Below are 13,391 nucleotides of genomic sequence, written 5' to 3'. Positions count from 1 at the left end.
GTCGGTTCTGTTTCGCAAGCCGATGTGGGGCGAAAACCTGTTCGTCAACCAGCGCTACGACGATATCTGGATGATCCCGCAGGTCGACCATATCAGCCGTTCGTATTTCGAGGTGTTGCGCCGACAGAGCGCGCGGGCGGTGCCGTTCGTCTGGAGTCCGATGTTTCTCGACGAGCGCGTGAAAAGCCTGCCGAACGCCGGCGTGTACCAGCCGCGCGATGGCGCGAAACGGCTCAGCGTGATGGAGCCGAACATCAACGTCGTGAAGTTCTGCCTGTATCCGGCGCTGATTGCGGAACTGGTGTACCGGCAGCGGCCCGATAGCGTCGAGCTGCTGCAGGTCACCAATGCCGACCGGATCGCGCGCGAAAGCAAGGAATTCATCGCGCTGATGAATCAGCTCGATATCGTGCGCAATCACAAGGCGGTGTTTCTGGGACGCCACGAAACGCCGACTTTTCTCGCGCAGAACACGGATATCGTGATCTCCCATCAACTCGAAAACCCGCTCAATTATTTCTACCTCGAAGTGTGCTGGCAGGGTTATCCGCTCGTGCACAACGCGCATCTGTGCGCGGACCTCGGTTACTACTACCGCGGCAACGATGTGGAAGAGGGCGCGCGCAAGGCGATCGAAGCGCTCGAAAATCACGACGCGCATGCGTCGTGGTATCGCGAGAAGCAGCGCACCGGGATTGTCCGTTTTCTGCCCGATGATCGCCAAGTGGTCGCCACCTATGCCGCGCTGCTCGACGATCTGATTGCGCGGCCGCTGCGCTAGGCGCGCGCTCGCATCGAGAGATTGATCATCGGGGCTTCGCGCGTGGATCGAGCAGCGCCGCGCGCCGGCCAGGTCCTTCAGTGCGCAGATGGCCCCTTTTTTACGACTCGATCCTCTATACTGTATGAATGTACAGTACTATGACTGGAACGCGCCCGAGCGGGCCCGCAAACCCAGCGAAGGAACGAGGCAAGATGCCTGAACAACTATGGCTGCCCGGGCTCGAGGCGCCGCCACCACCCACGGACGGACTCTTTTTCGCGGTCTATCCCGACCGCAACACCGCGGCCGGAATCGCGAAGTTCGCGCAGCAACTGTGCGCGGACGCGCGGGTGCGCAGCAAGCCGCTCGCGGCGAACCGTCTGCATGTGACGCTGCGGCATCTGGGCAACTTCGCGGGCGGCTTGCCGGACGAACGTATCGAGGGGGCCAGGCGGGCAGCGACGACGCTCAGCATCGCGCCGTTCACGGTCGAGTTCGACGCGCTCACGAGCTTTGCCAAAAAGCCCCGGCCGGGCCCCGCGGTGTTGGTCGGCGAAGATGGCGTGCAGGGTTTGCATGCGCTTCACGATGCGCTCGAAGCGGCGTTGGGCGAACTTGGCATCGAGCCCGATGCGCGTTTTACGCCGCATGTGACGCTGGCGTACGGAATGCCCTGGGCTGAGCGCCGGCCGGTCGAGCCGGTCTGCTGGAACGTGCGCGAATTCGTGCTGGTCCACAGCCTGCTCGGGCGCAACCAGCATGTCGAGTTGGCGCGCTGGTCGTTGGCCGGGAAGCCGTGAAGGCTCCCTGATAGAATGCTCGGGCCGCAACGTAGTGGATTGCAGATGAGATTGCTTGATGCGCTTGTCGAACAGCGTATTGCCGCCGCCGCCGCGCGCGGTGAGTTCGACGATTTGCCCGGCGCGGGCGCGCCGCTGGCGCTGGACGACGATGCGCTGGTTCCCGAAGAAGTACGCGTCGCCAACCGGATTCTGAAGAATGCGGGTTTCGTGCCGCCTGCCGTCGAGCAGCTGCGCGCGTTGCGCGACCTGCAAACGGAGCTCAATGCCGTGAGCGATCAGGCGACCCTTTGCCGTCTGCAGGCCCGCATCCTCGCGCTCGATATGGCGCTCGAATCGTTGCGCGGCGGCCCGATGGTGCTGCCGCGCGAATACTGCCGGCGGATCGCCGAGCGACTGTCGGAGCGCGTCGGCAGCGGCGCAACGGCCAATGCGGGTTCGCAGTGAACGAGCCGCTCGTTCCCGCCGGTGCGCTGGGCGCGTCGGCGCAGCCTGACAATGACGCTGGGGCCGACGCGGCCGGCCAGGCCCAGCTTGCTATGACTGCACCCGCCACTCCGCCCGAACCATCCAGATTGCCCGAATCGCCCACATGCCCCGAATTGCCCGCGACGCCACCCGTGTCCGAGCGCGATCTGCGCTTCATGGCGCTCGCCCAAGCGGCCGCCGAAGAGGCGCGCGCAGCCGGTGAGGTGCCGGTCGGCGCGGTGCTGGTGCGCGGCGACGAAGTGATCGCGAAGGGTTTCAATCATCCGATCGGCGCGCACGATCCTTCCGCGCACGCGGAAATGGTCGCGCTGCGCGCGGCTGCGCAGTCGCTCGCCAACTATCGTTTGCCGGGCTGCGAACTTTATGTGACGCTCGAACCGTGTCTGATGTGCGCGGGCGCGATCATGCATGCGCGCATCGCGCGCGTCGTGTTCGGCGCGCGCGATCCGAAAACCGGTGCGTGCGGCAGCGTCGTCGATGCGTTCGCCAATCCGCAACTGAACCATCACACGACGGTCTGCGGCGGCGTGCTCGAAGCCGAATGCGGCGCGGCGCTCAAGTCGTTTTTCGCGGAGCGGCGCCGCGCGAGCCGGGAAGCGCGCGCAGCCGCGCGGGGCGAAGGGCAGGGCGCTGACGAAGCATCGGGAAGCATCGGATAGCATCGGGTAACGATCCGCCACCCGCCAAACCGCTTCAAAACAATCACACCCAACAGGTCTCGCCATGACCGCTCATCGCACCATCGAACTGATCGCGCCGTCCGGTTATCCGCATGATCCGGAGGTGCTGCATCGCGCGTTGCATCGGCTGCGCGCGCAAGGGCACCGGGTGCAAGGCGAGGACGCCGCGCGGCGTCGCTATCAGCGCTTCGCGGGTACCGACGGCGAACGCGCGGCCGACCTGAACCGGCTCGCCGATCCGTCGCGCGATCTGCCCGACGTCGTGCTCGCGGTGCGCGGCGGCTACGGCGCGGTGCGAATCCTGCACGGACTCGACTACGAAGGCCTGCAACGGCGGCTCGCCGATCAGCCGATCGCACTGGTCGGCCATAGCGACTTCACCGCGGTCCAGATGGCGCTGCTCGCGCGTGCGGGCGTGAAGACCTTCGGCGGCCCGATGCTGATGAGCGATTTCGGCGCCGACGAAGTGAGCGAATTCACGATGCAGCACTTCTGGTCGGCGCTGACGAAGCCCACCATCACGGTGACCGGCAACACCCCGCAGACGCAAACCGTCGACGTGTCCGGCATGTTGTGGGGCGGCAATCTGGCCGTGCTGGCATCGCTGGTCGGCACGCCGTATATGCCGCCGGTGCAGGGCGGCATCCTGTTTCTCGAGGACGTCAACGAGCAGCCGTTCCGGATCGAGCGGATGATCTATCAGTTGCATCTGGCCGGCATCCTCGCGCAGCAGCAGGCGCTTGTGCTCGGCGATTTCTCGGGCGGCAAGCAATATGACTACGACAACGGCTACGACCTGCAAGCGATGATCGAGCAGGTGCGCGCGCTGGTCGGCATTCCGGTCATCACCGGTTTGCAGTTCGGGCATATCCGCAACATGGTGACGTTGCCGGTGGGCGCCGATGCCCGGCTGGTTGCCAACTCGCAGGGGTTCAGGCTGACGGTGTCGGGGTATCCGTATCTGGCGTGATGGCGATCTGTGCAACGGGTCGTTGCACAGATTCAAAGTCCGCTCTTTTTTCAATCCCGATAACGCAACTAACCGTCCTGGTTTTGTCGTCCCAGCCGCCCACCCCACCCGCCAATATACGCAGCTTTTGTTGACAAAAACCTGTCTACATCAACCGGCTGCGCCACTTCCATCGGGTAAGATTCTCAGCGGAAGGCCGGCCAGCCGGGGATTGCGGCCACCGCACCATACCCGTCACCCCGAAACTGTCAAAAATCGACGCAAAAATTGTTGACAATATTTGTGTCCATCCTATGATGACCAACATACCGAGACGCACATCATGTCCGACACCGATTCCGCCGCGAGCAGTGCGAAACCCGAAGCGATCGCCGAGCGTATCCGCGCCGCGATCCTCGAGCATCGGCTGGCCCCCGGCGCGAAGCTGACCGAAGCTCAGCTCTGCGAAGTATTCGGCGTGAAGCGGGGGCCGATCCGCCAGGCGCTGTCGCAACTGGCCGGCGAACGCCTCGTCGACCTCGAGCCGAATCGCGGCGCGTTTGTCGCGAGTCCGTCGCTGCAGGAGGTGCACGAGGTATTCGAAATGCGCCGCATCATCGAGCTGGCCGTCGTCGAAAAGATCTGTAGCGGACACGGCATGCGGCGTTTGAAGAGCATCGGCGCAATGATCGGCCGCGAGCGCAAGGCGTTCGAAACGCGCGACTTTCCGGCGTGGATCCGCCTGTCGGGCGAGTTTCATACCGAGCTTGCGAGTCTGACCGGCAACACCGTGCTGTGCGATTGTCTGCATGGGCTGGTCGCGCGCTCCACGCTGATTTCCGCGCTGTACGAGTCGCTCGGACGCAGCCCGTGCTCGTTCGAGGACCACGAAGCGATTCTCACCGCGCTCGACGCCGGCGATGCGAAACAGGCGGCGGCGCTGATGTCGCGCCATCTGCAAAGCGTCGAGTTGAAAATGCTGGAGCGTCCCGCGCGCGGCGCGGCGGATTTGCACGAAGTATTCGGCGCGCTGGCGTCGAAATAAACATCCTGAAGACAGCCGCAGCCAGGTCCACCCGAGGCTGAGGCAGACAGCCGGCGAGCGCCCGTTGCTGGTGCGCGCCGCACTGAGTTGAACTGAAACCACATCGAGCATGGCAAGGCGGCCCCAGGCGGCGCCGCCGGCCTGAACACGCACGTGCGTCGCCACGCGACGGTTATCGGGCAGTCACGCATCGCCGGAAATCCGCGGCGGCCGGCGATGCGATAAGCACAAGTACTTCAGTACGGAGACACCCGCGGCTCGGCCGGCACTGTCGGCGCCAGCCTCTGCGAGCGCAATCGAGCACGAGGCGAGCGCGAGAGGCAAGCGACTGGCATGGCCGATGCAATGTCCTTCGATTTTCGATCGACGGTCCCCATTCAAAGGAGGAATCATGGCTCAGTTCAGTGCATCGCCAGGCAGTCATCCCGTTTCGAACTATGCGGACGGCGCAACTCAGGTCAATTCGTCGATCCCGGCCGGCTACAGCGAGCGGCTCTACAACGAAGACCTCGCGCCGCTACGCGCGCAAAACTGGACCGCTTACAACATCTTCGCGTTCTGGATGTCCGACGTGCACAGCGTCGGCGGCTATGTATTCGCGGGCAGCCTGTTCGCGCTCGGCCTGACGAGCTGGCAGGTGCTGGTGGCGCTGCTGGTCGGCATCACGATCGTCAACGTGCTGTGCAACCTGATTGCGAAGCCGAGCCAGGCGAACGGCGTGCCGTATCCGGTCGCGTGCCGCGCGACTTTCGGCGTGCTCGGCGCGAACGTGCCGGCGGTGATTCGCGGCCTGATCGCGGTCGCATGGTACGGAATCCAGACTTATCTGGCTTCGAGCGCGCTGGTGATCGTCGTGCTGAAGTTCGTGCCGCAGCTGCTGCCGTACGCGGACGTGCACCGGCATGGCATGCTCGGTCTGTCGACGCTCGGCTGGGCCGGCTTCATGCTGCTGTGGGTGCTTCAGGCATTGGTGTTCTGGCACGGGATGGAGACGATCAAGAAGTTCATCGACTTCGCCGGCCCCGCCGTGTACGTGGTGATGTTCATTCTGGCCGGCTACATGGTGTATCGCGCGGGCTGGCGCAACATCGGCATCAACCTCGGAGGCGTCAAATATCACGGCATGGAAGTGGTGCCGGTGATGATCACCGCGATCTCGCTGGTGGTGTCGTACTTCTCCGGACCGATGCTCAACTTCGGCGACTTCTCGCGCTACGGCAAGAGCTTTCGCAGCGTCAAGCGCGGTAATTTCTGGGGCCTGCCAGTCAACTTCCTCGCGTTTTCGCTGGTCACGGTGATCACCACCGCGGCCACGCTGCCGGTGTTCGGAGAACTGATTACCGATCCGGTGGAAACGGTCGGCCGCATCGACTATCCGATGGCGGTGATTCTCGGCGCGCTGACCTTCACGATCGCAACGATCGGCATCAACATCGTCGCCAACTTCGTGTCGCCGGCGTTCGACTTCTCGAACGTCGCGCCGCGCCTGATCAGCTGGCGCGCGGGCGGCATGCTGGCGGCGGTCGCCTCCATCTTCATCACGCCGTGGAACCTGTTCAACAACCCGTCGGTGATTCACTACACGCTCGACGTGCTCGGCAGCTTCATCGGACCTTTGTACGGGGTCCTGATCGTCGATTACTACCTCGTCAAGCGTCAGAAGATCGTGCTCGACGATCTGTACTCGGTCGCGCCGAATGGCTCGTACTGGTATCGCAACGGCGTCAACTATCGCGCGGTGGCCGCGTTGCTGCCGGCCGCGCTGATCGCGGTGGTCTGCGTGATGGTGCCGGGTCTCGACGGTTGCGCGAATTTCTCGTGGTTCATCGGCGCGGGGCTCGGCGCGCTGTTCTATCGGCTGCTGGTCCGCTGAATCGGGCGGATTCGGGAAAGGGTCCAGGCGGGTGCAGCCAGGTTCGCACCCCCGCAACAGAAGTCGAACAGGAGTCGTTATGCGCATCAAACTGATCAATCCGAACACGACGCACCGCATGACCGAGGCGATGGGGCGCTGCGCGCGCGAAGTTGCGGCGCCCGGCACTGAAGTGATCGCGGTCAATCCGACGATGGGGCCGCCGTCGATCGAAGGCTATTACGACGAGGCACTCGCCACCCCCGGTCTGCTCGCCGAGGTTGCAGCCGGCGAGCGCGACGGCTGCGACGGCTACGTGATCGCGTGCTTCGGCGATCCGGGGCTATACGCGGCCCGCGAGCTGGCGCGCGGGCCGGTGATCGGCATCGCCGAGGCGGCGATGCATGCTGCGAGCGTGCTCGCGCCGGGTTTCTCGGTGGTGACGACGCTCGCGCGCACCTGCGGGATGGCGTGGCATCTGGCCGAGCGCTACGGAATGAAGCGCTTCTGCCGCAATGTGCGTGCGAGCGACGTCGCGGTGCTCGATCTCGACAAGCCGGGCTCGGCGGCGCGCCGGATCATCCTCGACGAATGCCGGCGCGCGCTCGATGAAGACGGCTCGGACGCGATCGTGCTGGGCTGCGCGGGGATGGCCGAGCTGTGCGCGCAGATCGAGGACGCGCTCGGCGCGCCGGTGATCGAAGGGGTGACGGCGGCCGTCAAATGGACCGAGGCGCTGGTCGCGTTGCGGCTCGCGACCGCCAAACGCGGCGATTATGCGCGGCCGCTCGCGAAGCGCTACGACGGCGCGCTGGCGTCATTCAGCCCCGGCGTCGTCGAGCCGGTGGCCGCGCCGGGCGAGCGTCATGCGCCGGCGGCCGATGCGGCGAGCGCGCTGAACGGTGCCGCCGAGTTGCGGGTAAACGCCGACCCGGCGGCTTCGCACATACACTCCGCGTAACACGCACTATCTGCGTCGCTGTATGGGCGCGACGGGGTGTTTTAGCTACACTGGGTCAACTCGGCGCGGCGGCTGTAACGGCAACTAGCGGCAGTTGCGGCGGCCGCTGAAGGCGGCACCCGGCGGAAAATCAGACACCGCTGGCGTGCGCCGGAAGCGTTGCATCGCACGCCAGCGCAGGCAACCACGCGCTGCTCGCCGAAAGCTTTAAAACCGTAGCGGTACTTACTTTAAATGTGCGCACCGCCCGGGCTTCACGCGCATTCCTGATCCCGTCACTACGCATCCGTCAAACCATGCCACTCGATTCGAACTACCCACGCGATCTGATCGGCTACGGCCGCCACCCGGTGCACGCGAACTGGCCCGGGCGAGCGCGTATCGCGGTGCAATTCGTCCTGAACTACGAGGAGGGCGGCGAAAACTGCGTGCTGCACGGCGACCCCGGCTCCGAGCAGTTCCTGTCGGAGATCGTCGGCGCGGCCGCCTATCCGGCGCGCCACATGAGCATGGAGTCGATCTACGAATACGGCTCGCGCGCGGGCGTATGGCGAATTTTGCGCGAATTCGAAAAGCGCGATCTGCCGCTGACGGTATTCGGCGTCGGCATGGCGCTCGAACGGCATCCTGAAGTGGCGCGCGCGTTCGTCGAACTCGGTCATGAGATCGCGTGTCACGGCTACCGCTGGATTCACTATCAGGACATGGCGCCGGAGCAGGAAGCCGAGCATATGCGGCTGGGCATGGAAGCGATCGAGCGCGTGACCGGCGTGCGGCCGCTCGGCTGGTACACCGGCCGCGACAGCCCGAACACGCATCGCCTCGTCGCCGAATACGGCGGCTTTCTGTACGACTCGGATTACTACGGCGACGATCTGCCGTTCTGGATGGACGTAGAGGTGACGGGCGGCGCGAAGGTGCCGCAACTGATCGTGCCGTACACGCTCGACACCAACGATATGCGCTTCGCGACCCCGCAAGGCTTCAATACCGCGGACCACTTCTTCACGTATCTGCGCGACGCGTTCGACGTGCTGTACGAAGAGGGCGACGAAGTGCCGAAGATGCTGTCGATCGGCATGCACTGCCGGCTGCTCGGACGCCCCGGACGATTCCGCGCGTTGCAGCGTTTTCTCGATCACATCGAACAGCACGATCGCGTGTGGGTCACGCGGCGCGTCGATATCGCGCGACACTGGCACGAAGTTCATCCCTACCAACCCGATAACCGCGAGGCGGCGGCATGAAGGCGATGCAATACACCCTGGACCAACTCAACAGCATTTCCAACGACGCGTTCGTCGCGGCGCTGTCGGGGATTTTCGAGCACTCGCCGTGGGTCGCCGAAGTCGCGGCCGTAGAGCGGCCGTTCGCGAGCGTCGATGCCTTGCACAAGCGGATGTCGGAGATCGTCGAGACAGCCGGCGCCGAGAAGCAACTGGCTCTGATCAACGCGCACCCGGAACTGGCCGGCAAGGCGGCGGTGCGCGGCGAGCTGACCGCGGAGTCGACTCGCGAACAAAGCGGCGCGGGTCTCGCGCAATGCACGCAGGCGGAGTTCGACAAGCTGCAGGCGCTGAACACCGCGTATCGCGAGAAATTCGGTTTTCCGTTCATTCTCGCGGTGCGTGGCTACGACCGCTACGGCATCATCGCGAACTTCGAGTCGCGGGTGAACAATAGCCGCGCCGACGAATTGCGCGCGAGCCTCGAACAGATTTATCGCATCGCACGTTTGCGGCTCGACGATCTGGTCGGTGCATAAGGCAATTCGCAATCCGTAAGACGCGCGCCGACACCGAAGAACCGCAACTTTTTTTAAGCCCCATACGATATCAAGGACGACTAAGATGGCACTCCCGATTCTCGACCCGAACGCCCCGGAATTCACGCGCCGGTATGTGAACCTGGCGGACCCGCGTCTGGGCGCGCAGGCGCTCGAGGCCAGCGACGAATTCTTCGCGCCGAAGGACCGCATGCTGAATCCGGAGCCAGCCGTCTTCATCCCCGGCAAGTACGACAACAACGGCAAATGGATGGACGGCTGGGAAACCCGCCGCAAACGCACGACCGGCTACGACTGGTGCGTCGTCAAGCTCGCGCGCCCGGGCGTGATCAAGGGGCTCGACCTCGATACCAGCCATTTCACCGGTAATTTCCCGCCGGCGGCGTCGGTGGAAGCGGCGCGCGTGATCGACGGCGCGCCGAACCAGGCGACGCAATGGACCGAGATCGTGCCGTCCACCACGTTGCAGGGCAATAGCCATCACTACCTCGAAGTCGGCGACGCCAACGCTTATACGCATCTGCGCGTGAATATCTATCCGGACGGCGGCATCGCGCGACTGCGCGTGTACGGTCAGCCGCAGGTCGACTGGGCCGGCGCGAGCCGCACCGAGCAGTTCGATCTGGCCGCGATGGAAAACGGCGCATACCTGGTCGGCGAGAACAACCAGCACTTCGGCGCAGCGTCGACGCTGTTGATGCCGGGCCGCGGCGTGAACATGGGCGACGGTTGGGAAACGCGCCGGCGTCGCGAGCCGGGCAACGACTGGGCGATCGTCGCGCTCGCGCAGCCGGGCGTGATCCGCAAGATCGAAGTCGATACCGCGCACTTCAAGGGCAACTATCCGGACCGCTGCTCGATCCAGGCCGCGTACGTGAAGGGCGGCACCGACAGCTCGCTCATCACGCAGGCAATGTTCTGGCCGGTGCTGCTCGGCGAACAGAAGCTGCAGATGGACAAGCAGCATTTCTTCGAGAGCGAGATTGCGGCGCTTGGGCCGGTCACGCACGTGCGCTTCAACATCTATCCGGACGGCGGGGTATCGCGTCTGCGTCTGTGGGGTACGCTCGAATGAAAACGCTCGCTATCGAACCGCTGACCAGGGAGGCGTTCGCCGCGTTCGGCGACGTGATCGAACTCGAAGGCGCGAAGCAGATTCCGATCAACCTGGGCACGACGATCCGCTTTCACGATCTCGCGAAGGTGGACGTCAGCGAGCAGAACGGCCGGACGCTGGTGAATCTGTTTCGCGGCCAGCCGCGCGAGTTGCCGTTCGAAGTGAAGATGCTCGAGCGGCATCCGCTCGGCAGCCAGGCGTTCGTGCCGCTGAACGACAGGCCGTATCTCGTGGTCGTCGCGCCGGCCGGCGAGCTGGATGCGGGCAAGATTCGCGCGTTCGTCACGAGCGGCTGGCAAGGCGTCAATTACGCGAAGGGCGTGTGGCACCATCCGCTGATTGCGTTGGGCGAGGTGAGCGACTTTATCGTCATCGATCGGGGTGGCGATGGGCTCAATCTGAACGAGCAGGGTCTCGCGGAGTCGTTGTGGCTCACCGAAGATGCGTTGAGCGCGGTGGCGGTTTGATGGTGGAAGTCGTGGGGTAGTCCCGCGATGTCGATTGCTGAAGAAAAAGCCCACGGTTTTGGCCGTGGGCTTTTTTGTTTTGAAGGTGGCGGTGTGACTGGCGTGCCGGGTCGAAGTCTACGTCGACGCGTCTTGGGTAATGGCGTCTGCCGGGCAACCGGACTTCGGGCTTCAATACGGCGCAACAGGGTTCTCATTGCGTTGTTCAGCGAGGATGTCTTCGAGCGTGCGGTCGTGGCCGTGCGCAACGAACTTGAGATCGTAACCGGCGGCTTCCAGCAAGCGTACGAGCACGGACACACTCATGTCGTTCTTCGCGAGCGTTTCCATACGTGCGACCGCAGTGCGGGCGACGCCCGCACGGCGCGCCAGTTCCTCCTGCGACAGCTTGCTGTCACGGCGGAGGGCTTTCAGCATGTCTGCGACATCGGCGAGATTGGTCATTTGTAGCCCTTGGGCGTCAAATTCGACGCATTATTGGAAGATTGTAGCCCCTGGGCGACACAAAGGCCGTTGCGAAGCTGGCTTGACCGATGGTTTCCGGCTTCAAAAAAAACGGCCCGATCGGCTAAAGCCGATCGAGCCGCAAGTCACTCAGGCAAAAAACCTCCGCCCAAAGCCCATCGCTACCGCGACAAGCCCGCCGCAAAGCCTACTTCGCCGCGCCCCCCTCGAACCACGCGGCAATCTTCGTCCGCTCGTCATCGGTCATATGCGTGACGTTACCGAGCGGCATCGCCTTCAACGTCACCGCCTGCTGATAGATCCGCTGCGCGTTCTGCGAGATCTGCTCCGGCGTATCCAGCAGCACGCCGGCCGGCGCGCTGCCCATCATCGTCGGATGGGCGGAGTGGCAAGCCGCGCAGCGCTGTTGCAGAAGCGGCGCGATATCGGCGACCTTCACGGTCGGCGCATTGGCGGCCTGAGCGACCGGCACTACCGGGCGCGGCATCGTCCACACGAGCGCGGTGCACATCAGCGCGACGCCGACGAGCGGCAGGTACCACAGCACCTGGCCGCGATGACGCATCACGAAGAACTGACGGATCAGCGCGCCGGCCAGCATGATGACCACCAGCACCGCCCAGTTGTACGGATGCGTGTAGGTCATCGCGTAGTGGTTCGACAGCATCGCGAACACCACCGGCAACGTGAAATAGGTGTTGTGCACCGAGCGCTGCTTGCCGCGTTTGCCGTAGATCGGGTTCGGCGTGTCGCCCTTGAGCATCGCGTCGACCATCTTGCGCTGGCCCGGGATGATCACGAAGAACACGTTGGCCGACATGATCGTCGCCAGCATCGCGCCCATGATCAGGTACGCGGCGCGGCCCGCGAAAATATGGCACGCGAGGTAGGCCGCGATCAGCACGTACGCGCCGACGCAGATACCGAGCAGCTTGTCGCGGCTGCCGAGAATCCGGCACAGCGAGTCGTAGACGATCCAGCCGGCCGCGAGAAAACCGATCGCGGATGCGACCGCCACCACCGGCCCCATGTCGAGCACGTTTTTATCGATCAGGTAAGTGGTCGGCGAGAACAGATACAGCACGGTGAACAGTCCGAAGCCCGACAGCCACGTGGTGTACGACGGCCACTTCGACCAGTGCAGGTCCTCCGGCATCTCGGGCGGCGCGACCGTGTACTTCTGCATGTTGTAGAAGCCGCCGCCGTGCACGTGCCACAGCTCGCCGAATACGCCGCGACGACGTTGATTCGGGTCCTGCGGCGGTTTCAGGCTGTTGTCGAGCGCGACGAAATAGAACGATTCGCCGATCCATGCAATCGCGGCGATGACGTGGAACCAGCGAATCGCGAGGTTCAGCCAGTCGGTGATAAAGCCTTCCATGAAACTCCTCCACTTCTGATTCATTGTGCGCGGCGACGCTTTCGTATCGGCGCCGCTCCCTGTGCGCAAACCGCCTGGGGAAACTAATTAACTTCCCCGATACGTGCTGTACGACCACGGCGACACCAGCAGCGGCACGTGGTAGTGCGCGCCGGCGTCGGCGATACCGAAGCGCAGCACCACGCGATCGACGAAGCGCGGCTCCGGCACCTTCGTGCCGATCGATGCGAAATAGTCGCCCGCGCCGAACACGAGTTCGTATTCGCCGGCGACCAGCGCCGCGCCTTCGAGCAGCGGCTCGTCGCAGCGGCCATCGCTATTGGTGGTGGCGGTTTTGAGCGCGCGGCGGGATTCGCCCGCGAGCGCGAAGAGTTCGACCTTGATGCCCGCGCCGGGACGGCCGTTCGCGGTGTCGAGCACATGGGTAGTGAGCTTGCCCATTCGCAATTGTCCTTGTGTGAATGCGAGGTGTCGGCGGCGGCCCGATCCATTACGTTGGCGGCGGATCGAGGCTCCACGTCAGTGGCTACATACCCGTCGGCGAACTGAAGCGAGCGCCGTGGCAGCCATTGTAAAAAGGATCGTGCATCCGGCGCGCGAGCGATAGGAAAGATAATGATTGCCGCATGATGGGCC

Annotated in this window: 15 protein-coding genes; 12 read left to right on the top strand and 3 right to left on the bottom strand. The window is 64.2% G+C overall.

Going from position 1 to position 13,391, the window contains the following annotated elements:
- The 12 genes from LJ656_RS03580 to LJ656_RS03525 form a co-directional block, all read left to right on the top strand.
- Positions 1 to 781: DUF2827 family protein (locus tag LJ656_RS03580; protein WP_230507886.1), on the top strand; the 781-nt coding region annotated here is incomplete at its 5' end.
- A gap of 194 nt (positions 782 to 975) precedes the next feature.
- Positions 976 to 1,563: a 2'-5' RNA ligase family protein gene (locus LJ656_RS03575; protein ID WP_230507885.1), complete on the top strand. Its 588-nt coding sequence runs from the start codon at positions 976 to 978 to the stop codon at positions 1,561 to 1,563.
- A gap of 45 nt (positions 1,564 to 1,608) precedes the next feature.
- On the top strand, positions 1,609 to 2,010 hold the full coding sequence (locus LJ656_RS03570; RefSeq protein WP_230507884.1) for a DnaJ family domain-containing protein: 402 nt from the start codon (positions 1,609 to 1,611) through the stop codon (positions 2,008 to 2,010).
- Between the two features lie 92 nt (positions 2,011 to 2,102).
- On the top strand, positions 2,103 to 2,711 hold the full coding sequence (tadA, locus tag LJ656_RS03565) for a tRNA adenosine(34) deaminase TadA (RefSeq protein WP_268998469.1): 609 nt from the start codon (positions 2,103 to 2,105) through the stop codon (positions 2,709 to 2,711).
- A 64-nt stretch (positions 2,712 to 2,775) separates the two neighbouring features.
- Positions 2,776 to 3,702 carry a muramoyltetrapeptide carboxypeptidase gene (ldcA, locus tag LJ656_RS03560; RefSeq protein WP_230507882.1) on the top strand — a complete coding sequence of 309 codons (927 nt, stop codon included), beginning with the start codon at positions 2,776 to 2,778 and terminating at the stop codon, positions 3,700 to 3,702.
- A gap of 322 nt (positions 3,703 to 4,024) precedes the next feature.
- Positions 4,025 to 4,726, top strand: a complete 702-nt coding sequence (locus LJ656_RS03555) for a GntR family transcriptional regulator (protein ID WP_230507881.1) — start codon at positions 4,025 to 4,027, stop codon at positions 4,724 to 4,726.
- A 391-nt stretch (positions 4,727 to 5,117) separates the two neighbouring features.
- Positions 5,118 to 6,599, top strand: a complete 1,482-nt coding sequence (locus LJ656_RS03550) for an NCS1 family nucleobase:cation symporter-1 (protein ID WP_230507880.1) — start codon at positions 5,118 to 5,120, stop codon at positions 6,597 to 6,599.
- A gap of 79 nt (positions 6,600 to 6,678) precedes the next feature.
- Positions 6,679 to 7,539: an aspartate/glutamate racemase family protein gene (locus tag LJ656_RS03545; protein ID WP_230507879.1), complete on the top strand. Its 861-nt coding sequence runs from the start codon at positions 6,679 to 6,681 to the stop codon at positions 7,537 to 7,539.
- Between the two features lie 296 nt (positions 7,540 to 7,835).
- A complete protein-coding gene (gene puuE / locus LJ656_RS03540; protein WP_230507878.1) occupies positions 7,836 to 8,786 on the top strand; it encodes an allantoinase PuuE in 951 nt (316 codons plus the stop codon).
- Complete coding sequence (gene uraD / locus LJ656_RS03535) at positions 8,783 to 9,304, top strand: 2-oxo-4-hydroxy-4-carboxy-5-ureidoimidazoline decarboxylase (protein ID WP_230507877.1); 522 nt, start codon at positions 8,783 to 8,785, stop codon at positions 9,302 to 9,304. The genes puuE and uraD overlap by 4 nt, the downstream gene beginning before the upstream one ends.
- A gap of 85 nt (positions 9,305 to 9,389) precedes the next feature.
- The gene (gene alc / locus LJ656_RS03530; RefSeq protein WP_230507876.1) at positions 9,390 to 10,400 is read left to right on the top strand and encodes an allantoicase; all 1,011 of its coding nucleotides are present in this window, start codon (positions 9,390 to 9,392) and stop codon (positions 10,398 to 10,400) included.
- Complete coding sequence (locus LJ656_RS03525) at positions 10,397 to 10,909, top strand: ureidoglycolate lyase (protein ID WP_230507875.1); 513 nt, start codon at positions 10,397 to 10,399, stop codon at positions 10,907 to 10,909. Before alc ends, LJ656_RS03525 begins: the two co-directional genes overlap by 4 nt.
- Before the next feature lie 171 nt (positions 10,910 to 11,080).
- On the opposite strand, the gene LJ656_RS03520 is transcribed toward LJ656_RS03525, so the two are convergent.
- The 3 genes from LJ656_RS03520 to uraH all read right to left on the bottom strand — a co-directional run bounded on the left by LJ656_RS03520 (position 11,081) and on the right by uraH (position 13,196).
- Complete coding sequence (locus LJ656_RS03520) at positions 11,081 to 11,353, bottom strand: helix-turn-helix domain-containing protein (protein ID WP_230507874.1); 273 nt, start codon at positions 11,351 to 11,353, stop codon at positions 11,081 to 11,083.
- A gap of 208 nt (positions 11,354 to 11,561) precedes the next feature.
- Positions 11,562 to 12,755 carry a urate hydroxylase PuuD gene (locus tag LJ656_RS03515; protein WP_230507873.1) on the bottom strand — a complete coding sequence of 398 codons (1,194 nt, stop codon included), beginning with the start codon at positions 12,753 to 12,755 and terminating at the stop codon, positions 11,562 to 11,564.
- 87 nt (positions 12,756 to 12,842) lie between these two features.
- Positions 12,843 to 13,196 (bottom strand): hydroxyisourate hydrolase, encoded by a 354-nt coding sequence (gene uraH, locus LJ656_RS03510; RefSeq protein WP_230507872.1) that lies wholly within the window; start codon positions 13,194 to 13,196, stop codon positions 12,843 to 12,845.
- Positions 13,197 to 13,391: the final 195 nt, after the last annotated feature.

Source organism: Paraburkholderia sejongensis, assembly GCF_020880815.1.
Lineage (GTDB): Bacteria > Pseudomonadota > Gammaproteobacteria > Burkholderiales > Burkholderiaceae > Paraburkholderia > Paraburkholderia sejongensis.
This window is presented reverse-complemented; position numbering and strand designations above follow the sequence as displayed.

Coding starts and splice junctions, on each gene's coding strand:
- LJ656_RS03525 (WP_230507875.1), top strand. CDS start 10,397: ATGAAAACGCTCGCTATCGAACCGCTGACCAGGGAGGCGTTCGCCGCG.
- LJ656_RS03520 (WP_230507874.1), bottom strand. CDS start 11,353: ATGACCAATCTCGCCGATGTCGCAGACATGCTGAAAGCCCTCCGCCGT.
- LJ656_RS03550 (WP_230507880.1), top strand. CDS start 5,118: ATGGCTCAGTTCAGTGCATCGCCAGGCAGTCATCCCGTTTCGAACTAT.
- uraH (WP_230507872.1), bottom strand. CDS start 13,196: ATGGGCAAGCTCACTACCCATGTGCTCGACACCGCGAACGGCCGTCCC.
- tadA (WP_268998469.1), top strand. CDS start 2,103: ATGACTGCACCCGCCACTCCGCCCGAACCATCCAGATTGCCCGAATCG.
- LJ656_RS03515 (WP_230507873.1), bottom strand. CDS start 12,755: ATGGAAGGCTTTATCACCGACTGGCTGAACCTCGCGATTCGCTGGTTC.
- uraD (WP_230507877.1), top strand. CDS start 8,783: ATGAAGGCGATGCAATACACCCTGGACCAACTCAACAGCATTTCCAAC.
- LJ656_RS03545 (WP_230507879.1), top strand. CDS start 6,679: ATGCGCATCAAACTGATCAATCCGAACACGACGCACCGCATGACCGAG.
- LJ656_RS03570 (WP_230507884.1), top strand. CDS start 1,609: ATGAGATTGCTTGATGCGCTTGTCGAACAGCGTATTGCCGCCGCCGCC.
- LJ656_RS03555 (WP_230507881.1), top strand. CDS start 4,025: ATGTCCGACACCGATTCCGCCGCGAGCAGTGCGAAACCCGAAGCGATC.
- puuE (WP_230507878.1), top strand. CDS start 7,836: ATGCCACTCGATTCGAACTACCCACGCGATCTGATCGGCTACGGCCGC.
- LJ656_RS03575 (WP_230507885.1), top strand. CDS start 976: ATGCCTGAACAACTATGGCTGCCCGGGCTCGAGGCGCCGCCACCACCC.
- alc (WP_230507876.1), top strand. CDS start 9,390: ATGGCACTCCCGATTCTCGACCCGAACGCCCCGGAATTCACGCGCCGG.
- ldcA (WP_230507882.1), top strand. CDS start 2,776: ATGACCGCTCATCGCACCATCGAACTGATCGCGCCGTCCGGTTATCCG.